Origin of the sequence: Pseudomonas sp. ACM7, assembly GCF_004136015.1 — a bacterium.
GTDB lineage: Bacteria > Pseudomonadota > Gammaproteobacteria > Pseudomonadales > Pseudomonadaceae > Aquipseudomonas > Aquipseudomonas frigoris.
Genome location: NZ_CP024866.1, coordinates 6,362,135 through 6,382,098, shown reverse-complemented (window position 1 = coordinate 6,382,098; position 19,964 = coordinate 6,362,135). Strand labels below are relative to the sequence as shown.

The 19,964-nt window shown below is 59.2% G+C and carries 17 protein-coding genes and 2 pseudogenes; 7 read left to right on the top strand and 12 right to left on the bottom strand.

Annotation, left to right across the window (positions count from 1 at the left end):
* Positions 1-10: 10 nt before the first annotated feature.
* The 4 genes from CUN63_RS30465 to copC all read right to left on the bottom strand — a co-directional run bounded on the left by CUN63_RS30465 (position 11) and on the right by copC (position 3,920).
* On the bottom strand, positions 11-835 hold the full coding sequence (locus tag CUN63_RS30465) for an NAD(P)-dependent oxidoreductase (protein WP_129444845.1): 825 nt from the start codon (positions 833-835) through the stop codon (positions 11-13).
* 275 nt (positions 836-1,110) lie between these two features.
* Entirely contained in the window at positions 1,111-2,409 is a 1,299-nt protein-coding gene (locus CUN63_RS30460) for an OprD family porin (RefSeq protein WP_129444844.1), read from the bottom strand.
* Between the two features lie 281 nt (positions 2,410-2,690).
* Complete coding sequence (gene copD, locus CUN63_RS30455) at positions 2,691-3,551, bottom strand: copper homeostasis membrane protein CopD (RefSeq protein ID WP_129444843.1); 861 nt, start codon at positions 3,549-3,551, stop codon at positions 2,691-2,693.
* A gap of 3 nt (positions 3,552-3,554) precedes the next feature.
* Positions 3,555-3,920 carry a copper homeostasis periplasmic binding protein CopC gene (gene copC / locus CUN63_RS30450; RefSeq protein ID WP_129444842.1) on the bottom strand — a complete coding sequence of 122 codons (366 nt, stop codon included), beginning with the start codon at positions 3,918-3,920 and terminating at the stop codon, positions 3,555-3,557.
* 140 nt (positions 3,921-4,060) lie between these two features.
* Between copC and CUN63_RS30445 the strand changes: the two genes are divergently transcribed.
* A complete protein-coding gene (locus CUN63_RS30445) occupies positions 4,061-4,681 on the top strand; it encodes a TetR/AcrR family transcriptional regulator (protein WP_129444841.1) in 621 nt (206 codons plus the stop codon).
* Positions 4,682-4,788: 107 nt separating this feature from the next.
* Here CUN63_RS30445 and preA read toward each other — a convergent pair whose 3' ends face one another.
* From preA to hydA, 3 genes are all read right to left on the bottom strand, one after another.
* Positions 4,789-6,063 carry an NAD-dependent dihydropyrimidine dehydrogenase subunit PreA gene (gene preA / locus CUN63_RS30440; protein WP_129444840.1) on the bottom strand — a complete coding sequence of 425 codons (1,275 nt, stop codon included), beginning with the start codon at positions 6,061-6,063 and terminating at the stop codon, positions 4,789-4,791.
* On the bottom strand, positions 6,064-7,431 hold the full coding sequence (locus CUN63_RS30435) for an NAD(P)-dependent oxidoreductase (RefSeq protein WP_129444839.1): 1,368 nt from the start codon (positions 7,429-7,431) through the stop codon (positions 6,064-6,066).
* A gap of 169 nt (positions 7,432-7,600) precedes the next feature.
* Positions 7,601-9,040: a dihydropyrimidinase gene (gene hydA / locus CUN63_RS30430; RefSeq protein ID WP_129444838.1), complete on the bottom strand. Its 1,440-nt coding sequence runs from the start codon at positions 9,038-9,040 to the stop codon at positions 7,601-7,603.
* A 551-nt stretch (positions 9,041-9,591) separates the two neighbouring features.
* On the opposite strand from hydA, the gene CUN63_RS30425 reads away from it, so the two are divergent.
* Both CUN63_RS30425 and CUN63_RS30420 read left to right on the top strand, forming a co-directional pair.
* The gene (locus CUN63_RS30425) at positions 9,592-11,076 is read left to right on the top strand and encodes an NCS1 family nucleobase:cation symporter-1 (RefSeq protein ID WP_129444837.1); all 1,485 of its coding nucleotides are present in this window, start codon (positions 9,592-9,594) and stop codon (positions 11,074-11,076) included.
* Between the two features lie 141 nt (positions 11,077-11,217).
* Positions 11,218-12,501 (top strand): Zn-dependent hydrolase, encoded by a 1,284-nt coding sequence (locus tag CUN63_RS30420; RefSeq protein WP_129444836.1) that lies wholly within the window; start codon positions 11,218-11,220, stop codon positions 12,499-12,501.
* 79 nt (positions 12,502-12,580) lie between these two features.
* Here the strand turns inward: CUN63_RS30420 and CUN63_RS30415 are convergent, their stop codons facing one another.
* Both CUN63_RS30415 and CUN63_RS30410 read right to left on the bottom strand, forming a co-directional pair.
* Positions 12,581-12,994, bottom strand: coding sequence for a DUF6691 family protein (locus tag CUN63_RS30415; protein ID WP_129444835.1), 414 nt, complete (start codon positions 12,992-12,994; stop codon positions 12,581-12,583).
* A 2-nt stretch (positions 12,995-12,996) separates the two neighbouring features.
* Complete coding sequence (locus tag CUN63_RS30410; protein WP_129444834.1) at positions 12,997-13,431, bottom strand: YeeE/YedE family protein; 435 nt, start codon at positions 13,429-13,431, stop codon at positions 12,997-12,999.
* 119 nt (positions 13,432-13,550) lie between these two features.
* Between CUN63_RS30410 and CUN63_RS30405 the strand changes: the two are divergent.
* The 4 genes and pseudogenes from CUN63_RS30405 to CUN63_RS30390 form a co-directional block, all read left to right on the top strand.
* Positions 13,551-13,862, top strand: a pseudogene (locus CUN63_RS30405) (carboxymuconolactone decarboxylase family protein); the annotation flags it as partial.
* A 3-nt stretch (positions 13,863-13,865) separates the two neighbouring features.
* A pseudogene (locus tag CUN63_RS30400) lies at positions 13,866-14,069 on the top strand (sigma factor); the annotation flags it as partial.
* A gap of 199 nt (positions 14,070-14,268) precedes the next feature.
* On the top strand, positions 14,269-15,765 hold the full coding sequence (locus CUN63_RS30395; protein ID WP_129444833.1) for a helix-turn-helix transcriptional regulator: 1,497 nt from the start codon (positions 14,269-14,271) through the stop codon (positions 15,763-15,765).
* Between the two features lie 129 nt (positions 15,766-15,894).
* The gene (locus CUN63_RS30390) at positions 15,895-16,143 is read left to right on the top strand and encodes a DUF1652 domain-containing protein (RefSeq protein ID WP_129444832.1); all 249 of its coding nucleotides are present in this window, start codon (positions 15,895-15,897) and stop codon (positions 16,141-16,143) included.
* Between the two features lie 415 nt (positions 16,144-16,558).
* On the opposite strand, the gene CUN63_RS30385 is transcribed toward CUN63_RS30390, so the two are convergent.
* The 3 genes from CUN63_RS30385 to CUN63_RS30375 all read right to left on the bottom strand — a co-directional run bounded on the left by CUN63_RS30385 (position 16,559) and on the right by CUN63_RS30375 (position 19,896).
* Entirely contained in the window at positions 16,559-17,674 is a 1,116-nt protein-coding gene (locus tag CUN63_RS30385; protein ID WP_129444831.1) for a Gfo/Idh/MocA family protein, read from the bottom strand.
* 350 nt (positions 17,675-18,024) lie between these two features.
* Positions 18,025-18,795 (bottom strand): SDR family oxidoreductase, encoded by a 771-nt coding sequence (locus CUN63_RS30380; protein WP_129444830.1) that lies wholly within the window; start codon positions 18,793-18,795, stop codon positions 18,025-18,027.
* A 33-nt stretch (positions 18,796-18,828) separates the two neighbouring features.
* On the bottom strand, positions 18,829-19,896 hold the full coding sequence (locus CUN63_RS30375; RefSeq protein WP_129444829.1) for a phosphotransferase family protein: 1,068 nt from the start codon (positions 19,894-19,896) through the stop codon (positions 18,829-18,831).
* Positions 19,897-19,964 lie beyond the last annotated feature (68 nt).

Genomic DNA, 19,964 nt, shown 5'->3' with positions numbered 1-19,964 from the left:
TTACGCGGGTTCAGTCGCCGAACGGGCCGGACGCGACAAACGCACCCCCCTGGTAGACCCGAGCCGGGTCATCAGCGGCCGGCATCGGTTGGGCTTCGACTTTTTCGCGGAACACTTCGGAGCTGTCCTGAGGTTCATAACCCAGGCAGGTGGCGAAACGGTTGTCCCACCAGACGTTCTTGTTGTCGGACATGCCGTAGACCACGGTGTGGCCGACATTAGGGGCGTACAGCGCACATTCGAGCAATTGAGTCAGGTCGCCGAAGCTCAACCAGGTGCTCATCATTCGGCGGTTGAGCGGTTCCGCGAACGAGGAGCCGATGCGTACGCTGACGGTCTCGATGCCGTAGCGATCGAAGTAGAAACTGGCCATGTCTTCGCCGTAGGACTTGGACAAGCCGTAGTAGCTGTCCGGGCGGCGAGGGGAGTGGGCGTCGATGGCTTCATCCTGTTTATAGAAGCCGATCACGTGGTTGGAACTGGCGAAAATCACGCGCTTCACACAATGGCGGCGAGCGGCTTCATAGATGTGAAAGACGCCGCAGATGTTGGCGCCGAGGATCTCTTCGAACGAGTGCTCCGTCGACACGCCACCAAAGTGCAGGATTGCGTCCACGCCTTCAACCAACTGATGGACTGCTTGCTTGTCTGCCAGGTCGCAGGGCACGACTTCTTCACGGTCATCGATGGCCGGGGCGATGTCGGCGATGTCTGACAGGCGAATCACATTGGCGTAGGGCCGCAGGCTTTCGCGCAGGACTTTGCCGAGGCCACCGGCGGCACCGGTCAGGAGGAGACGATTGAAAGGAGTGCGGGGTATAGGAGTGGTTGTCATGGAGGTCCCTGCATAAGCAGTTATTGTTATTTAGTTCGTTATAGGTTGTCGTACGACTAGTCCGAAGTATTGTTAGGGTCTCGGGTCGTTGTCAACGCGTCATCGGTTGAAATTGACGGAGGGTCATCCCTGCATCCGCTGACACTGCAAAGCACTTTGTGGGAGCGAGCTTGCTCGCGATGGCTTTATGTCAAATACATTGATGTTGGATGTAACGCCGCCATCGCGAGCAAGCTCGCTCCCACAGGGCTCGTGTTGATCCCCCGCCCCTCGGCTTACAGCAACGAGATCGGGTAGTTGATGATAATGCGGTTTTCGTCGAATTCATTGGTGCTGAAGTCCTTGCGGATCGACGCGTTACGCCATTTGACGTTGAGATTCTTCAGCGCGCCGCTCTGCACCGTGTAAGCCAGTTCTGACTCGCGGCCCCATTCCTTGCCGTCGGTGATGGTGCCTGTGTGCACGTTATCGCCGCTGATGTAGCGGTTCATCATTGTCAGGCCGGGAATGCCGAGCGCCACAAAATTGTAGTCGTGGCGCAGCTGCCAGGATTTTTCCTTGGCGTTGTCGTAGCTGGAGTTGTAGCTGTCGTTGGCCAGGGTCCCGCCGCTGGTGCCGTTGACCCGCATCCAGACATCGTCGCCGGTGAGTTTTTGCAGGCCGACAAAGAAGGTGCTGCCGCCGTATTTGGCCGAGAGCATGGCGAACGCGGTTTTGTTGTCGAGGTCGCCGGCCAGGGCGCTGCCGTCTTCCTTGCCGATGAAGTAGCCAAGGTTGGCGCCGAGGGTCCAGTCGCCGATGGGCTGGCTGTGGCTCAGGTTGAAATACTGCTGCTGATAAATGTCGCTGAGTTGCGCGTACCAGACGCCGACCTGGGTGCGCTTCTCGTTGAACGCATATTCACCGCCGCCAAAGTTGAAACGGTCCGAGGTGAAGGCAGCCGATTTGCCGTTCATGAACATGTCTTGCATGCTCGCATCGTTGCGCGGGCTGTTGGCGCGGAACTGGCCGCCGTAGAGCGTCAGGCCACTGATCTCGGTGGATGTCACCTGACCACCACGGAAGGTTTGCGGCAGGGAGCGGCCGTCGTCGGAGCGCAGGATCGGCAACACCGGCATCCATTCGCCGACCTTCAATTCGGTTTTCGAAACTTTCCCTTTCAGCGCCACACCCAGGCGCCCGAAATTGTCGGCCGGGCGACCGTCGTCATGAATCGGCAGCAACGAGGTACCGCGCGTGCCTTTGCCTCCGTCGAGTTTTTCCGAGTACAGGCCCAGCACATCCATGCCGAACCCGACGGGGCCCTGGGTGAATCCGGATTTGGCATCGAGGATGAAGCTTTGCGTCCACTCTTCAGCCTTGCCCTGCGGGTAGGCCGGGTTCGTGAAGTTGCGGTTGATGTAGAAGTTGCGCAGGTTCAGCGTGGCTTTGGCGTCATCGACGAAACCTTCGGCATGACTGGTCATGGGCAGGGCGAGGGCCAGGCTGCTGCAACCGATCAGGCTCAGGGTATGACGGAGTGCGAAGGCTGGGCGAGGGGTGCAAACGGAGGAATTGCGGACGAGCTTGCTCACAGTGACGCTCCCGTGTTTCTTGTTGTTTTTATTTTTTGTTATACGTCGTCGTACAACATCGGGGCGAATTATTTGCAAGTGTTACGGGGAATGTCAATCAGAAGTTGTACGATGACTTTGCGCGATTTTGTAGTATGTCGAATAACCCCTGTGGGAGCGGCGGTGCGGCGATCCGACTTGCTCGCGAAGGCGGCGTCACATTCAACACATTGGCTGACTGACACATCGCCTTCGCGAGCAAGTCGGATCGCCGCACCGCCGCTCCCACAGGGTTTTGTGTTTTAGCTCACGATCATCGGCGGCATCGTGCCGAGTAAAGAAACGGCAGCCACCGCTCCCATCCCCAGAAACCATTCCATGATCACGCTGGTTTTCAGCGTTGGCAGTCGTTGCTCGCAATGCTTGATCCGCAACCGATTGAACAACGCCAACCCCAGCATCCCGGCGACCAGCACAACCTTGATCAACAGAATCAGCGCAAACCCGGACAGCAGCGGCGTCGGCCAGAACTGCCCGGTGAGTACCCGTACGTTGATCAAACCGGTCATCACCAACCCCGCCACCAATACGTAACCAACGCCGCTGAAGCGTTGCAAGGTCGCTTTGATGGAATGCTCTGCCGGCTGCCGCAGGATCATTACCAACAACATCAAGCCGCCGAGCCAGGCGCCGACGCAGGTCAGGTGAATGATTTGATTGAGGATCAGCAATTGGCCATTGAGGCCGTCGAGCATGGCACCGTGGCCGACCGGGGCGAGGGTGGCCAGCAGCAGGCTGGCGAAGCCGATTCGCAGGGGCAGATTTGCACGCAAGGGCGTCATCAGCAGCGCGACCAACAACGCATTGAGCAGCAAGTGCCAGCGCCAGACCTGGCCGAAAAATGTATTGCCGAGCACCAGTTGCAGGGTTGACGGATCGAATGCCGCGTCCCACGAACCGGCCATGCTGGCCGTGATCAGCAGCAACCAGCTAACGCCAGTGACCAACGCCACCGCCGCCAGCCAGCGGCTTGTCTTCGTCAGTCGCTGATCCAGATTTCCAGCGTCGCCATTGACCAAAAGAGGCCTGAAGACCCACGCCCCGAACAGCATCAGCACAACGGTGAAATGCAGAAAGCGGCAAAGCACCATCGCGCTCGACATGAATTACTGGCCAACCTTGAAGCTGTAAGCACCTTCGCTTTTGTGGGTATCGACCGACACCGCGTGCCATTCGACTTTGTAGGCACCGGCTGCCAACGGAGCGGCCGGGGTGACAATCAGGGTTTTCTTGTCGCTGCCTTCGGTGGCGAGGCTTTTCACCGGTACGGGGACGCCGTCCTTGCTGATCGTGACCTTGGAAAAGGTCGCTTCAACGCCTTCGGAAAACACCAGGCGCAGTTCTGACGGCGCGGTCACTGTGCTGTCGGCGGCCGGGATCTGGTTTTTCAGATGGGCATGGGCAAACACCGATGAAGCGGCGAACAACGAGCCGAGCAGGGCGACGGTGGTCAGGGTTTTCTTGAGCAGCATCGTGGAATACCTCTGAGGCGAGTTCGAAAAGGCGGTCAGTTTACCTGCGAGAAGCTGGGTGTACGAAGTTTCGTTTTCCCTTGTCGCCGCGAGGTAGAGCGGATGCTAGTCTTGAGCAACGCTGTTGTCAGGGAGCCCTCATGGGCAATCACAAGATCGAGATTCGTCGCAGTAACGTCGAGAAAATTCTGTTGGGGGCCGAAAAGGTTTTCGCCGAAAAAGGGTTCGGCAGCACGGCCATGGCCGACATCGCCGCCGAAGTGCAACTGCCGCGCTCCAACCTGCATTACTACTTCAGCACCAAGAGTGAGCTGTACAGCGCGGTGCTGTTGGGTTTACTGGAAGTGTGGAAACAGGACGCGCTGTGCTTCGAGATGTTCGACGACCCGCGCGTGGTGCTCAGCAGCTACATCCGCGCCAAGATGAACCACTCCCGCAGCCGGCCTTATGGTTCCAAAGTCTGGGCCAACGAAATCATCCACGGCGCGCCGACCTTGGGTGAGAAGCTGGACGTCAGCCTGTACGACTGGGCCAAGATGAAAGAAGCGAAAATTCGCCAGTGGGTGGACGACAAACGCATCCTGCCGGTGGAACCTTCGAGCCTGCTGTACATGATCTGGGCGTCGACCCAGCACTACGCCGACTTTGATCATCAGGTGAATATTCTGAATGACCATCAGCCGTTGTCGGACATGCAGTTCGAGCGGGCGGTGCAGACGGTGACGAGTGTGATCTTGCGGGGGATTGGGTTGGAGCCGTGAATCAAAAGATCGCAGCCTCGTTTCACTCGACAGCTCCTACAGGGTTACGCAATCCCTTGTAGGAGCTGTCGAGTGAAACGAGGCTGCGATCTTTTGATCTTCAACGATTAAACAGCGACGTGATACGGATTCCTCGGATCATGATTCCAATCCAGAAACGGCTTCCCGTTCTCCATCGGCACCATCTCGATACAATCCTGCACCGGGCACGTGATCTGACACAGATTGCACCCCACGCACTCATCATCAATCACTTCATATTTATGCGTCCCGTCCGCCTGCTTAAGGCTGGCAACCGCCTGGTGCGAGGTGTCTTCGCAAGCAATGTGGCAACGACCGCAGCCAATGCAGGCCTCCTGGTCAATCTTGGCAATCACTTGATAGTTGATGTCCAGGTACTTCCAGTCCGTGGTATTGCCCACCGCACGCCCGGAAAACTCTGACACGCTGGCGTAGCCCTGACTGTCCATCCAGCGTGATAAACCGTCCTTCATCTCCTCGACAATCCGGAAGCCATGCAGCATCGCCGCCGTGCACACCTGCACCGAGCCGCTGCCCAGCGCGATGAATTCCGCCGCGTCGCGCCAGTTGCCAATGCCACCAATGCCGGAGATCGGCAGGCCTTGGGTCTGTGGATCGCGGGCGATTTCAGCGACCATGTTCAGCGCAATCGGCTTCACCGCCGAACCGCAATAACCGCCGTGGGTGCTTTGGTTGCCCACCGCGGGATTGGCGACCATGCGCTCCAGGTTGACGCTGGTGATCGAGTTGATCGTGTTGATCAGCGACACCGCATCCGCGCCGCCACGATGAGCTGCGCGGGCGGCGACGCGAATGTCGGTGATGTTCGGCGTGAGCTTGACGATCACCGGCAGCGAGCAATAGGTCTTGCACCAGCGGGTGACCTGCTCGACATACTCCGGCACCTGGCCGACCGCCGCGCCCATGCCGCGCTCCGGCATACCGTGCGGGCAACCGAAGTTCAGCTCGATGCCATCGGCGCCGGTGGCTTCCACCAGCGGCAGGATGAATTTCCAGGATTCTTCGACGCAGGGCACCATCAGCGACACAATCAGTGCACGGTCCGGCCAGTCCTTTTTGACCTGAGTGATTTCCCGCAGGTTGATCTCCAGCGAGCGATCAGTGATCAGCTCGATGTTGTTGAAGCCCACCACTTCGCGGTTGGCACCAAAGTGCGCCGAGTAACGCGACGACACGTTGACCGCCGCCGGGTCTTCACCCAGGGTTTTCCAGACCACGCCACCCCAGCCGGCCTCGAAGGCGCGGACCACGTTGTAGGCCTTGTCGGTCGGTGGCGCGGAGGCCAGCCAGAATGGATTGGGGGCTTTGATGCCGGCGAAGACAATCGAGAGATCGGCCATTTACGCAGCCTCCACGTTGAGCATGAGTTGGGCGTTGATGGCCTCGGCGGCCCGTTTGCCGTGCTGCACCGCCTGCACGGTGAGGTCCTGATCGAGGCTGGTGCAGTCGCCGCCGGCGTACACGCCGGGGATGCTGGTGCGCAGGTTTTCGTCCACTTGAATCCGCTCACCCTGGCGCTTGAGTTCACGGGCCAGCGGATCGGCGAGGGCGCTGGCGTCGAAGGCCTGGCCGATGGCTTTGAAGATGGCGTCAGCGGCCAGTTCGAACGTTTCGCCGGTGGTTTGCAGGCGACCGTCGACTAACCAGGTCCGGGCGAAGCGCATGCCGCGTACTTGGCCTTGAGCATCGAGCAGGACTTCTTCGGGTTGTGCCCAAGTCAGCAAACGCACTTGATTGGCTTTGGCGATGTCCTGTTCGTGGCCGGTGGCGCCCATTTCCTCGACACCGCGGCGGTACACCAGGTTGACGTCGCGTGCCCCGAGGCGAGCCATTTGCACCGCCATGTCGATGGCGGTGTTGCCGGCACCCAAAACGATACAACGGTCAGCGAGGGGGAGTTGGGTCAGGTCATCGGCCTGACGCAGTTCGCGGATGTAATCGGTGGCGGCCAGCAGGCCGGGTGCATCTTCATGAGCAAGCCCCAGCTGTTTGCTGGCGGCCAGACCGAGGCCGAGGAACACCGCGTCGAATTGCTGATGCAGCTCGCTTAAGGTCAGGTTCTCTCCAAGTTTTTGCCCGTGGCGGATTTCGATGCCGCCGATTTCCAATAGGAACTCAAGCTCCTTCTGCGCGTAGTCGTCCACCAGTTTGTACTTGGCGATCCCGTATTCGTTGAGACCACCAGCCTTTTCCCGTGCCTCGAAAATCACCACGTCATGACCGTGCATGGCACTGCGGTGAGCGCAGGACAACCCGGCCGGACCGGCGCCGACCACGGCGATGCGCTTGCCGGTTGATGCAGCACGTTGGAAGGGGTGTTCGTTGAAGTGTGCGTTGTCGACGGCGTAACGCTGTAACAGGCCGATCAGCACCGGTGCGCATTCATGGTCGTTGTTGCGCACGCAGGCTTGCTGGCAAAGGACTTCCGTCGGGCACACCCGTGCGCAACTGCCGCCGAGGATGTTCGCCGAGAGGATTTTCTGCGCGGCGCCCTGAACGTTTTCCTGATGGATGTTGCGGATGAACGACGGAATATCGATTTCGCTCGGACAGGCATTCACGCAGGGCGCGTCGTAGCAGTACAGGCAACGCGAGGCTTCCAGATGGGCCTGGCGATCGTTGAGCGGCGGTGCCAGATCGGTGAAATGGCCGGCGAGGGCGGCCGCATTCTCGTGCGGATGCGGGAGGTGGTTCAGGGTCTTGATCACGGTGTTGGCCTCACGGTTATTGAGGTAATGCCTCTGATGGGCATTGGTTTTGTGTTGTCGCTGCCGGCCTCTTCGCGAGCAAGTCGAATCGTCGCACCGCCGCTCCCACATTTGGAATGCATTCACCCTGTGGGAGCGGGCTTGCTCGCGAAGGCCGAAGGCCTCGATATCAGCGTTTCACAGCTGTCGGCTTGTTCAACTCAGCCCGCTTGCTCAGCAAATCAAACACCGCCGGATACGCCGGCCGTTCGACATACCGTCCCGCACCACGCTCGGCGCGCAAATCACCATCGGCCCACACCACCCGGCCCTGACTGACGGTATGACTCGGAACACCGCGTACGGTCTTGCCTTCGAAGATGTTGAAGTCCACTTGCTGGTGGTGAGTCTTCGCCGAAATCGTCCGCGTACCTTCCGGATCCCACAACACCAGATCCGCGTCCGCACCGACGCGAATCGCGCCTTTGCGCGGGTAGAGGTTGAAGATCTTCGCGGTATTGGTGGAGGTGAGCGCCACGAAGTGCTGCATCGACAAACGCCCGGTGTTTACCCCTTCATCCCAGAGCACCGCCATGCGGTCTTCGATACCGGCCGTGCCATTGGGGATCTTGCTGAAATCGTCACGGCCGGCGGCTTTTTGCTCGGCGCAGAAGCAGCAATGGTCGGTGGCGGTGGTGTGCAGGTTGCCCGATTGCAGACCGTGCCAAAGCGCCTCTTGATGGCCGCGCGGACGGAAGGGCGGGCTCATCACGTAACCGGCGGCGGTCTGCCAGTCCGGGTGTTGATAGACGCTGTCGTCCAGCAGCAAATGCCCGGCCAGGACCTCGCCGTAGACTTGTTGGCCCTTGCTGCGGGCGTAGGTGATTTCGTCGAGGGCTTCCTTGGTCGAGACATGCACCAGGTACAGCGGCGTGCCCAGGGTTTCGGCGATGCGGATCGCCCGACTGGCCGCTTCACCTTCCACCTGCGAAGGGCGCGACAACGGATGCGCTTCAGGACCGGTCATGCCCTGGGCCATCAACTTGCGTTGCAGGTGATAGACCAGCTCACCGTTTTCCGCATGCACGGTCGGCACTGCGCCCAACTCCAGGCAGCGCTCGAAACTCGCCACCAGCGTGTCGTCGGCGGCCATGATCGCGTTCTTGTAGGCCATGAAGTGCTTGAAGCTGTTAACCCCGTGCTGGCTGACCAGCTCGGCCATTTCCTCGCGGACCTGTTCGCTCCACCAGGTGATCGCGACATGGAAACCGTAATCCGACGCCGACTTCTCGGCCCAGCCGCGCCACTGATGGAAGGCTTCCATCAAGGATTGCTGCGGATTGGGAATCACAAAGTCGATGATCGACGTCGTGCCACCGGCAAGTCCCGCCGCAGTACCGCTGAAGAAGTCTTCACTGGCCACCGTGCCCATGAAGGGCAGTTGCATGTGCGTGTGCGGATCGATGCCGCCGGGCATCAGGTATTGGCCGCTGCCGTCGAGCACTTCGGCACCTGCCGGAACATCAAGATTTTCGCCGATGGCTTTGATCACGCCGTCGGCGCAATAGACGTCGGCGCGATAACTTTCATCATGGGTAATAACGGTGGCGCCACGGATCAACAGAGACATTCCGAGTTCCTCGCAGGCAATGACCGACTTGTGCCGGTTCTAAATGTTTTATATGAAGCCGACGCAAACAGGTGTATTCCTGTCAGCGCTGTCAGGAATAGACGCTAGCCTGAGTTTGAGGATTGAGCAAGAATATTTTTTATAAGCTTATATCTGTTTTAACTTATTGATAAGTAACTAATAAATTTGTAAATCACCAAAATGGTGAGGCCTCTCACCATTTTGACGCACTTGACAGGTTGTAAAAATAGACGAGATTTCTTATGTGAAATCAGCCGCTTGAGGATGGTCTATGGTTGATGCGCAACGTTGAAAAAAAGTGGTATGCACCAGATTGAGTCCTGACTGTTTGGACAACTTGCCTGGCATTTGGCCTGAGTGAACAAGCAAGTAACCGGTGACTCATCGGCTATATAAATAAAACTGATAAACATCAGTTGGTTACAAAGTTTTTATGGAACTGCCCGATGCGCAAACGGGGTAACCGGCACGTTAATTGATGCCGTCAGCCCCTGATGAGCAACAATAATCAAAAGAACAGTGGAGCGGCCATGCAACAGATCAGATCGCAAGTGACCGAGCGCGACGGCTTGTTCGAGCTCGAAGCCGGCAGTGACGTCCTCGACAGCCCTCGTTACAACCACGACATGGCACCGACCAAGGTGCACGAACGAACCTGGAACAAATGGCACATCACCGCCTTGTGGGTCGGCATGGCGATCTGCGTGCCGACCTACACCCTCGGCGGCGTGCTCACCGCGTATTTCGGCCTGAGCGTCGGCGAAGCGTTGCTGGCGATTCTGTTCGCCAACATCATCGTACTGATCCCGCTGACCCTGAACGCCTTCCCCGGCACCAAGTACGGCATTCCGTTTCCCGTGTTGTTGCGTTCGTCCTTCGGCATCCTCGGCTCCAACATTCCGTGCCTGATCCGGGCGCTGGTGGCGTGCGGCTGGTTCGGCATTCAGACGATGTTCGGCGGCCTGGCCATTCACCTGTTTCTCGGCTCCGTGTTCGAAGGGTGGAAATCCCTCGGCGGTACCGGTGAAGTGATCGGGTTCATGGTGTTCTGGGCCTTGAACCTGTGGGTGGTGATTCGCGGCGCGGACTCGATCAAATGGCTCGAAACCCTCTCGGCGCCATTGTTGGTGCTGGTGGGCGTGGGGCTGCTGGTGTGGGCCATGCCGAATGTTTCGATGACCGAATTGATGGCGATCCCGGCTAAACGTCCGGAAGGTGCCAGCGTGGTCAGTTACTTTGCCGCCGGGCTGACCGCCATGGTCGGGTTCTGGGCCACCTTGTCCCTGAACATTCCGGATTTCAGCCGCTATGCGAAAAGCCAGAAGGATCAGATCGTCGGGCAGATTATCGGCTTGCCCCTGACGATGTTTCTGTTCGCCTCCCTCGGCGTGGTGATGACGGCCGCCTCGGTAAAACTGGTGGGTGTCACCGTCTCCGATCCGGTCACCCTGATCGGCCATATCCAGAGCCCGGTCTGGGTCGCACTGGCCATGGCGCTGATCATCATCGCCACGCTGTCGACCAACACAGCGGCCAATATCGTTTCGCCGACCAACGACTTCCAGAACGTCGCACCCAAGTTCATCAACCGCACCAAAGCGGTGATGCTCACCGGCCTGGTCGGTTTGGCACTGATGGCCCATGAGCTATTGAAGAAGCTCGGTTTGATCGTCTCGGATTTAAGCCTAGAGACGGTGTATTCCAACTGGTTGCTGGGCTATTCGAGCCTGTTGGGCCCGATCGCCGGGATCATGGTGGTGGACTATTTCCTGATCAAGAAACAGCAACTGGATCTGGCCGGTCTTTACCGCGACGACGTTTATCCAGCGTGGAACTGGTTCGGGTTTATTGCGTTTGGTGTGCCGGTGGCGCTGACGCTGCTGTCGCTCGGTAGCAATGCATTCAGCTGGTTCTACGACTATGGCTGGTTTACCGGCTCAGCGCTTGGCGGGCTGATTTATTACGGGTTGTGCTCGATGCGCCCCAGCCCGTCTGTTGCGAAATCTGCGGTGTGATTGATGGCCTCTTCGCGAGCAAGCCCGCTCCCACACTTGAAATGCATTCCCCTGTGGGAGCGGGCTTGCTCGCGAAGACGGCCTCATAAACGACAACGATCAGCCTGAAGAAACCTACAACAACTGCCTGAGGAGATCATCATGAACGCTGCCGTAGACGTTCTGCAGTCCACCCATCAGCACATCAACCGCGACCGCTTGTGGCAGTCGCTCATGGACTTGGCCAAGCTCGGCGCCACGGTCAAGGGCGGCGTCTGTCGCCTGGCCCTGACCGACCTCGACCGCCAGGCCCGGGACATTTTCGTCAACTGGTGCGAGGAGGCCGGTTGCACCGTCAGCATCGACGCCGTCGGCAACATCTTCGCCCGCCGCCCCGGCCGCAACCCCAACCTGCCACCGGTGATGACCGGCAGCCACATCGACACCCAACCCACCGGCGGCAAGTTCGACGGCTGCTTCGGCGTACTGGCCGGCGTCGAAGTCCTGCGAACCCTCAATGACCTTGGCGTGGAAACCGAAGCGCCGCTTGAAGTGGTGGTCTGGACCAACGAAGAAGGCTCACGCTTCGCTCCGTGCATGATGGGCTCCGGTGTGTTCGCAGAAAAATTCACCCTCGAAGAAACCCTGGCCAAGGTCGATGCCGAAGGCGTCACCGTCGGCGAAGCGTTGAACGCCATCGGCTACGCCGGCCCACGCGAGGTCAGCGGCCATGCCGTCGGCGCCTATTTCGAGGCCCATATCGAGCAAGGCCCGATCCTTGAAGACGAACGCAAAACCATCGGCGTGGTGATGGGCGCCCTCGGGCAGAAATGGTTCGACCTGAAACTGCGCGGCGTCGAAGCTCACGCCGGCCCGACGCCGATGCACCTGCGCAAGGATGCTCTGGTCGGCGCTTCGGTGATCGTCGGAGCGGTCAACCGCGCCGCCCTCGGCCATCAACCCCACGCCTGCGGCACCGTTGGCTGCCTGCAAGCCTATCCCGGTTCACGCAACGTCATCCCCGGCGAAGTGCGCATGACCCTGGATTTCCGGCATCTGGAACCGGCGCGCCTGGACTCGATGATCGCCGAAGTCCGCGAAGTCATCGAAACCACCTGCGAGGAACACGGCCTGACTTTTGAACTGACACCCACTGCGGATTTCCCGCCGCTGTACTTCGACAAAGGTTGCGTCGAAGCAGTACGCGGCGCCGCCCAAGGCTTGGGCCTGTCGCACATGGACATCGTCAGCGGAGCAGGGCACGACGCAATCTTCCTCGCCGAACTCGGCCCGGCGGGAATGATCTTCGTACCGTGCGAAGGCGGCATCAGCCACAACGAAATCGAAAATGCCGCGCCGGATGATCTGGCGGCCGGGTGTGCGGTGTTGTTGCGGGCGATGCTGGTGGCTTCGGCGGCGATTGCCAGCGGAGAATTGGCGGCCTGAAACGCAAAAAATCGTAGCCTTCGGCAATGACTGCGCCGCCGAAGGCTACGACCTCTAGACATTGACCTGGCGAGGCGACTTAACGACGCGCTTGCAACATGCTGAATACCCTCATCCCCGCCAGCATCGCGATTGCAAACACCCAAGCCTGCCAATGCCCCGTCGGCAACAGCACCAGCGCCGGCCCGGGGCAGATGCCCGCAATGCCCCAACCGACCCCGAACAGCAGGCTGCCACCGATCAAGCGTCGATCCAGTTCACGACTGACCGGCAACTGCATCGGCGCCCCCAGCAACGACTTGGATTGTTTCATGGCCCAGTGAAACGGCACCCAGGCCACGGTAATCGCCCCGATCATGACCAGCGCCAGAGAGGGGTCCCACACACCGGTTATATCGAGAAATCCCAGCACTTTGGCCGGGTTGGCCATGCCGGCCAACAGCAGGCCGATGCCGAACAACAGGCCGGCAAGGAAAGCCGTGAGTTTTTTCATGTTCAAAACCCCAACAGATGGCGTAGGACAAACACAGTCACAAAGCCCGCGCACATGAAGCTCAACGTCGCGACGATGGAACGTGGTGAAAGCCGCGAGATACCGCACACCCCGTGGCCACTGGTGCAGCCAGAGCCATAACGGGTGCCGATCCCGACACACAATCCGGCAATGATCAGCCCCACGGTACCGGTCTTGAATTCAATGGTCGGCCACACCTGAAACAGCGCCCACAACAGGGGGGCCGCCAGCAGTCCGAGGATGAATAAGGCTTTTTCGCCTCGCCCCGAATCACCTGGCGCTAGCAGGCTGCCGAGTAATCCGCTAATCCCGGCGACCCGTCCATTGGCCACGACCATCACGCTCGCCGCCAAGCCGATCAACGCACCGCCTGCCAACGCGGACCAAGGCGTGAAGTGCAGCGTATCCAGCATCATGGCAACTCTCCAGGCAGTAAAGGGACAGCATAAATCACTCTTCGACTTGAGCTTAGGGCAGCCGCCGCGAGAAGGTGCTACGACCAAAAGATCTAAGCCGTTGTCGGCGCGTCACAGACCACCTGCGCGCCTCACAGATCAACCAATGTGGTTTCTGCGTGAAGATGCACACCCGCGAGGCCCGTGAAGCCAATGAAACCAACGAACGGCTGGACCGCTTGATCGTCTGGCGTCACGTCAGTGATTTCAGCGCATCCGAACGCGCCGCTCTGGCCTGGACCGAGGCCCTGACCGTACTCGACGAAAAGACCGATTACGCCAGCTTGCGCGGTGACTTGCGCGAGCACTTCAACGACGCGCAAATCGGTGCCTTGACGGCCGAGATCGGCATGATCAACCTGTGGAACCGTTTGCAGGTGTCGAGGCACTGATTGATGAACTCCGCTGAAAACGCCGCCGCTGTGTTCGAGCAGCGGCGGCCCTTTTTGCTCGGTCTGGCGTATCGCATCCGCGGCTCCCGCGCCGAAGCCGAGGATGTCGTGCAAGAGCTGTTCATCAAATGGCTGGAGGCCGACCGTGCCGCCATTGCCATTGCCATTGCCATTGCCATTGCCACGCCGGCCGCCTGGCTGACCACGGGTGAAGACCTGAGCTGAGCTTGCTCGCGAAGGCGGCGGATCAGTCAATAGAGATGTTGAAGATGATGGCCTCTTCGCGAGCAAGCTCAGCTCAAGGGGGGCGTGATGTAGGTGATGTTTGCTGCACTATCCCACCCCCCCGCGGTCGTAATCTTCACAGGGCGGCGCATGAATGCGCCGCCGTACGCGTGGAGATCCAATGAGCCAGGACGTCCTGACCACTGAAACCAATCGCCGTCAGTTGCAGCAGATCATCGCCGGCCTGTCCGATGGGGTCATTCTGCTGGAGCTCGACCAGACCCTTCTCTGGGCCAATGACGCCGCGTTGGCCATGCACGGCGTCGGGCAACTCAGCGAACTGGGGGCGAATGCCAAGGAGTACGCCAAGCGCTTCGCCTTGCGTTATCGCAATAATCATCCGGTTCAGGCCGACAATTATCCGATCAGCCGCGTTGCCCGAGGCGAGTCCTTCAGTGATGTGTTGGTTGAGGTGACACCGGCGGACGACGAAGAGCGCACCTGGGTCCACAGTGTGCGCAGCATGGTATTGGCCGACAGCGCTGGCGAGCCGGAGTCGTTGGTGTTGATCATGAACGACGTCACGGAGTGGGCCAGCGCCGAACAGCGTTTTGAAAAAACTTTCAATGCCAACCCAGCCCCGGCGGTGATCTGTCGCCTCAGCGATTTGCGCTACATCAAAGTCAATCCGGGCTTCCTGGAGATGACCGGCCATGCCCGTGATCAGGTGATCGGCCGTTCGACGTATGAACTGGACGTGCTGGAGGGCGCCGAAAACAAAGACCTGGCCAAGCAGCGGTTGCGCGAAGGGGCAACCATTCCGCAAATGCAGGCTCAGTTGCAGTTACGCGAAGGTGGGAGCAAACAGGTGATCGTCGCCGGCCAGCCCCTTGAGCTGAACGACGAAGCCTGCATGCTGTTTTCCTTTGTGGACATCGAGCCTCGGCATAAGGCCGAAGTCGCCCTGCGCCAGAGCGAGGAACGTTTCGCCAAGGCTTTTCGACTGACCCCGGTGCCGATCCTGGTGTGCAACGCCGGCGATCAGGTGGTGATGGACGTCAATGAAGCCTTCCTCGATACGCTCGCGTATTCCAGTGAAGAAGTGCTCGGCAAATCGGTGACGCAGATCGATTTTATCGATGACACAGGCGCCTGCGCGCGACTGTTTGCGGCACTGGAAAAAACCGGAAGCGTGGATCGTGTCGATGTTCGGGTACGCAAGAAAGGCGCGGGGCTGATCGATTGCGCGGTCTCGGCCGACACCGTGAACATTCAAGACAGTCCCTGCTATCTGCTGGTGTTTATGGACATCACCGAACGTAAACGGACGGAACTGGAGTTGGTGTCAGCGATTGAAGAGGTGATGAAAGACGCCTCCTGGTTCAGCCGCACGCTCATCGAGAAGCTCGCTAACGTGAAAAACGTCAACTCGCCGCAGTTGCCTAGCGTGTCTTTCACCGACCTGACCGCCCGCGAGCGCGATGTGCTCGGCCTGATCTGCGAAGGCTTGGCCGACAAGGAAATCGCCGCGCGGCTCAAACTCGCGCCGAACACGGTGCGCAACCATGTCTCGACGGTGTATTCCAAGCTCGATGTTCACAGTCGTAGCGAGGCGATTGTCTGGGCTCGCGAGCGCGGTTTGTTCTCCAGCGAGTGGCGGCCCAAGGCCCAGCGTTAGGTGCAAATGCACTAATCGAGGGGGTGCAAATTCATGTTCTGGCCTGGCGCGGCAGTTCTTAGGCTGTAAGGGTGCGATACAGGTCTTCGGGTATCGCGTCCCTTTCAAAACAGCGACAGGAACTGCCGGATGATTTATGTGGCGCAATTGCGTATGCAACTGGAGCGGAGCTTTTCGCCGTTGGCCTGTGACTGCAATGTTACGGGTGATCATTCACTGACGGTGAAGCTCTATCATCCGGTGTCGGGTCAGGTGGATCTGGTGGTCACTGGGTTGAGCGTGGCCAACCTCAGAACGCGGGAGGCGGTGGCAGCGTTGATCGAAGAACTGCGTTATGAGCTTGAGAGCAACACGTTGCATCGTCGCGAGACGTCCTAGGAACTGTCGGGATTTGCCGGCGGTCGTATAAAGAATACGAGAGTATTTTTTCTGTGACCGGTCCGCGGGTGCGCGGTGAAGCAGTTGGGTCGCGGAAATATGTCGATCACTTACCGCGGGTCAACCTATGAAAAGTCTTGGGAAACGCATTTTTGCAACACTGTCGTTCGCACTCTGGATAGCGATTCTGGGTGGTTGTGCGAGTCCTCCACCGCCACCTCCCGCTGCGCCGCCTCCACCCCCTGTGCGCACCTGCCAGACCACTGAAAACACTGATGTGCAAGGCGATATGAGGGCTGAAGGGCAGGTGACCCGGGAAACGACGCTCACTCGTTGCGTCACTCAGTAAGCGTCCATCTGCTCACGTTGAACCGCCAGCGGCGCTGTGCTGCTGGCGGGTATCTGTGCGTTTCGCTCAGACTTCCTCGATCTTGACCCACCGCGATTCTTGCGCTGCCAGTCGAATGGCCGTCGCCAGGCGTTCGACTTCCCACGCCTGTTCGAAATCTGTTCCACCCTGAGACAAGCCTGCCAGCGCCATCACCAGATCATGGACTTCCAGTGTCTTGAGTTCGTTGTAGCCGAGTTGATGCCCTGCCGCCGGACTGAACGCCGCATAGCCCGGCAGATTCGGCCCTGCCAGCAAGCGCTGGAAACCGTCCTGACCGGCACGAAACAGTCGCAGTTCATTCAGGCGTTCCTGATCGAATGCCAAAGTCCCTCGGGTGCCGCTGATTTCAAAACTCAGGTGATTCTTGTAGCCGTGCTTGAGCCAGCTGCTGCTGAACGTGCCCCGGGCGCCATTCGCAAACCGCAACAAGGCGTGGACCTGATCGTCGACGGCGATACTGCGTTGTTCCGGGCTGCCAGCCGTGGCGGGTCGTTGCCGGTGGACGGTCTGGGTGTCGGCGCTCACTGCCTCGACATCGCCCACCAGATAGCGGGCCATGGCCAACAAGTGACTGCCCAGATCGGCCAGTGCACCGCCGGCATGATCGGCATCGCAACGCCACGACCAGGGTGACGCGGGATCGGCCATGAAGTCTTCGCTGAATTCACCCTGGAAACTGATGATCTGACCCAAGTCGCCGTTTTCAATCAGCTGCCGGGCGAGCACGATCATCGGGTTGTGTTGATAGTTGTAACCCACCCGCGTCACCACACCCGCCGCTTTCGCCGCCAGACGCATGGCGTCGGCCTGTTCCAGATTCACCGCCAACGGCTTTTCGCAATACACCGGTTTGCCGGCGGCGAGGGCGGCCATGGCCATGGGGTAGTGCAGGTGATTGGGCGTGGTGATGGCGATCAAATTGACCTGGGGGGCATCGATCAGTTGTTGCCAGTCGCTATGAGCGGTGCCGAAACCCCAGGCATCGGCGCAGTGGCGGGCACGCTGCGGATCGGCGTCGGCCAGGGCGGCGAGTTTGAGCTTGAGGGGCAGTTCGAAAACCGCACTGACGTTGCGAAACGCCAAGGCATGGGCGCGGCCCATGAAACCTGTGCCGATGAGTCCGATACCGAGTTCACGCATAGCCGGGGTCCTTTTGGGATTTTGTTTTCAGGAGGGGCTATTAATGGAATAAATATTCCCTGTTTGCAAATGTTGGAATTAAAATTCTTTTTCGTGGGCAAAAAAAGAAAGCAGCCCTAAGGCTAATGCCAGTCAGTTAAGCAGTAATGCAATCCGTAGCAGCTGGCGAAGCCTGCGTTCGGCTGCGAAGCAGTCGTGAATCTGGCTAACGCGGTCCGCCTGACGCACCGCAGTTGCTGATTTTACGACTGCTACGCAGTCGAACGCAGGCTTCGCCAGCTGCTACGGATCGCGGCTTAACTGACCGGCATTAGCCCTAAGGCTGCCTTTTGTTCATCCGGTAAATCGGATCAGGACAAGAACCCACCATCCACATTCAACGAAACCCCGGTGGTGTAACTCGACGCATCACTGGCCAGATACAACACCGCTCCCGCCATTTCACTCGGATCCGCCACACGCTTGAGCGGAATCTGTTGCAACGCGGTGTTCAAAATAGCCTCATTTTTCACCAGCGCCGAAGCAAATTTGGTGTCGGTCAAGCCCGGCAGCAGGGCGTTGCAGCGGATGCCGAACTGCGCGCATTCCTTGGCGAACACTTTGGTCATGTTGATGACCGCCGCCTTGGTCACGGAGTAGATGCCCTGGAAGATCCCCGGCGAGATGCCGTTGATCGAGGCGACGTTGATGATGCTGCCGCCGCCGCCGTTTTCGCGCATCAGCTTGCCGGCTTCCACCGACATGAAGAAGTAGCCGCGGATGTTCACGTCGACGGTTTTCTGGAAAGCGCTGAGGTCGGTGTCCAGTACGTTGCAGAACTGTGGGTTGGTCGCCGCGTTGTTGACCAGGATGTCCAGGCGCCCGAACTGTTCGCGGATACCGGCGAAGACCTGGCTGATCTGTTCCATTTCACCGATGTGACAAGCAACGGCAGTGGCTTTGCCGCCGGCGGCGATGATCGCGTCAGCCACGTGCTGGCAGCCGTCGAGTTTGCGGCTCGAGACGATGACATGGGCGCCTTGCTGGGCCAGCAGTTTGGCGATAGCTTCACCGATACCACGGCTGGCGCCAGACACGAATGCGATTTTACCGTCGAGGTCGAACAACTGAGTCTTGGACATGGTTTTTCCTTGTTATTGGGGCCAGTGGCGTGATCAGAGGCTGGATTTCGAAATGACTTGCAGGCTCATCTGCTCCAGCAGTTTGTTCATGTGAATGAACTGCGCGAAGCGTTTGTCCTGGGTCTGACCATGGAAGAAGCGGTAGTAGATCTGCTGCACGATGCCGGCCAGGCGGAACAGGCCGTAGGTGTAGTAGAAGTCGAAGTTGTCGATCTGAATGCCTGAGCGCTCGGCGTAGTAGTCGACGAACTCGCGGCGGGTCAGCATGCCCGGCGCGTGGCTCGGTTGGCGGCGCATCAGTTGCACCGGAGCCGGGTCGTCGGCTTCGATCCAGTAGGCGAGGGTGTTGCCCAGGTCCATCAGCGGGTCGCCGAGGGTGGTCAGTTCCCAGTCGAGCACGCCGATGATGTCCATCGGGTTGTTCGGGTCGAGGATCACGTTGTCGAAGCGGTAATCGTTGTGGACGATGCTGGAGGTCGGGTGATCGGCCGGCATCTTGTCGTTGAGCCAGGCTTTGACCGCCTCCCACTTCGGCGCGTCCGGGGTCAGTGCTTTCTCGTAGCGATCGCTCCAGCCTTTGATCTGCCGCGCGACATAGCCTTCGGGTTTGCCGAGGTCGCCCAAACCATAGGCGTTGTAGTCGACCCGGTGCAGCTCAACGAATTTGTCGATGAAGCTCTTGCACAGCGCTTCGGTTTTCGCCGAATCCAGACCCAGTTCCGGCGGCAGTTCGGAGCGCAGGATGATCCCCTTGACCCGCTCCATCACATAGAACTCGGCGCCGATCACTGATTCGTCGGTGCAGATCACGTAGGCTTTGGGGCAGTACGGAAAACCGTCACGGAGCTGATTGAGGATGCGAAATTCGCGGCCCATGTCGTGGGCGGACTTGGCTTTATGGCCAAAGGGCGGGCGACGCAGGACGAACTCCTGTTCGGGGTATTCCAGCAAGTAGGTGAGGTTCGACGCACCGCCCGGAAACTGGCTGATCTGCGGCAAACCACTCAGGCCCGGAATGTGGGCCTTGAGGTACGGATCGATCAGGCTGGCATCGAGTTCTTCGCCGGTGCGGATACGGGTGGACTGGTCAGTAAGCGTCATGCTTATCCCTTCTGCTTATTCTGGAGGCCTGAGACTATTGGCTAATCTAATGCGCACACCCGACACCC

What these genes read in the sequence shown, in the direction of transcription:
- CUN63_RS30465 (WP_129444845.1), bottom strand. Translation starts at nt 835, where the DNA reads ATGACAACCACTCCTATACCCCGCACTCCTTTCAATCGTCTCCTCCTG.
- copD (WP_129444843.1), bottom strand. Translation starts at nt 3,551, where the DNA reads ATGTCGAGCGCGATGGTGCTTTGCCGCTTTCTGCATTTCACCGTTGTG.
- copC (WP_129444842.1), bottom strand. Translation starts at nt 3,920, where the DNA reads ATGCTGCTCAAGAAAACCCTGACCACCGTCGCCCTGCTCGGCTCGTTG.
- CUN63_RS30445 (WP_129444841.1), top strand. Translation starts at nt 4,061, where the DNA reads ATGGGCAATCACAAGATCGAGATTCGTCGCAGTAACGTCGAGAAAATT.
- preA (WP_129444840.1), bottom strand. Translation starts at nt 6,063, where the DNA reads ATGGCCGATCTCTCGATTGTCTTCGCCGGCATCAAAGCCCCCAATCCA.
- hydA (WP_129444838.1), bottom strand. Translation starts at nt 9,040, where the DNA reads ATGTCTCTGTTGATCCGTGGCGCCACCGTTATTACCCATGATGAAAGT.
- CUN63_RS30425 (WP_129444837.1), top strand. Translation starts at nt 9,592, where the DNA reads ATGCAACAGATCAGATCGCAAGTGACCGAGCGCGACGGCTTGTTCGAG.
- CUN63_RS30420 (WP_129444836.1), top strand. Translation starts at nt 11,218, where the DNA reads ATGAACGCTGCCGTAGACGTTCTGCAGTCCACCCATCAGCACATCAAC.
- CUN63_RS30415 (WP_129444835.1), bottom strand. Translation starts at nt 12,994, where the DNA reads ATGAAAAAACTCACGGCTTTCCTTGCCGGCCTGTTGTTCGGCATCGGC.
- CUN63_RS30410 (WP_129444834.1), bottom strand. Translation starts at nt 13,431, where the DNA reads ATGATGCTGGATACGCTGCACTTCACGCCTTGGTCCGCGTTGGCAGGC.
- CUN63_RS30395 (WP_129444833.1), top strand. Translation starts at nt 14,269, where the DNA reads ATGAGCCAGGACGTCCTGACCACTGAAACCAATCGCCGTCAGTTGCAG.
- CUN63_RS30390 (WP_129444832.1), top strand. Translation starts at nt 15,895, where the DNA reads ATGATTTATGTGGCGCAATTGCGTATGCAACTGGAGCGGAGCTTTTCG.
- CUN63_RS30385 (WP_129444831.1), bottom strand. Translation starts at nt 17,674, where the DNA reads ATGCGTGAACTCGGTATCGGACTCATCGGCACAGGTTTCATGGGCCGC.
- CUN63_RS30380 (WP_129444830.1), bottom strand. Translation starts at nt 18,795, where the DNA reads ATGTCCAAGACTCAGTTGTTCGACCTCGACGGTAAAATCGCATTCGTG.
- CUN63_RS30375 (WP_129444829.1), bottom strand. Translation starts at nt 19,896, where the DNA reads ATGACGCTTACTGACCAGTCCACCCGTATCCGCACCGGCGAAGAACTC.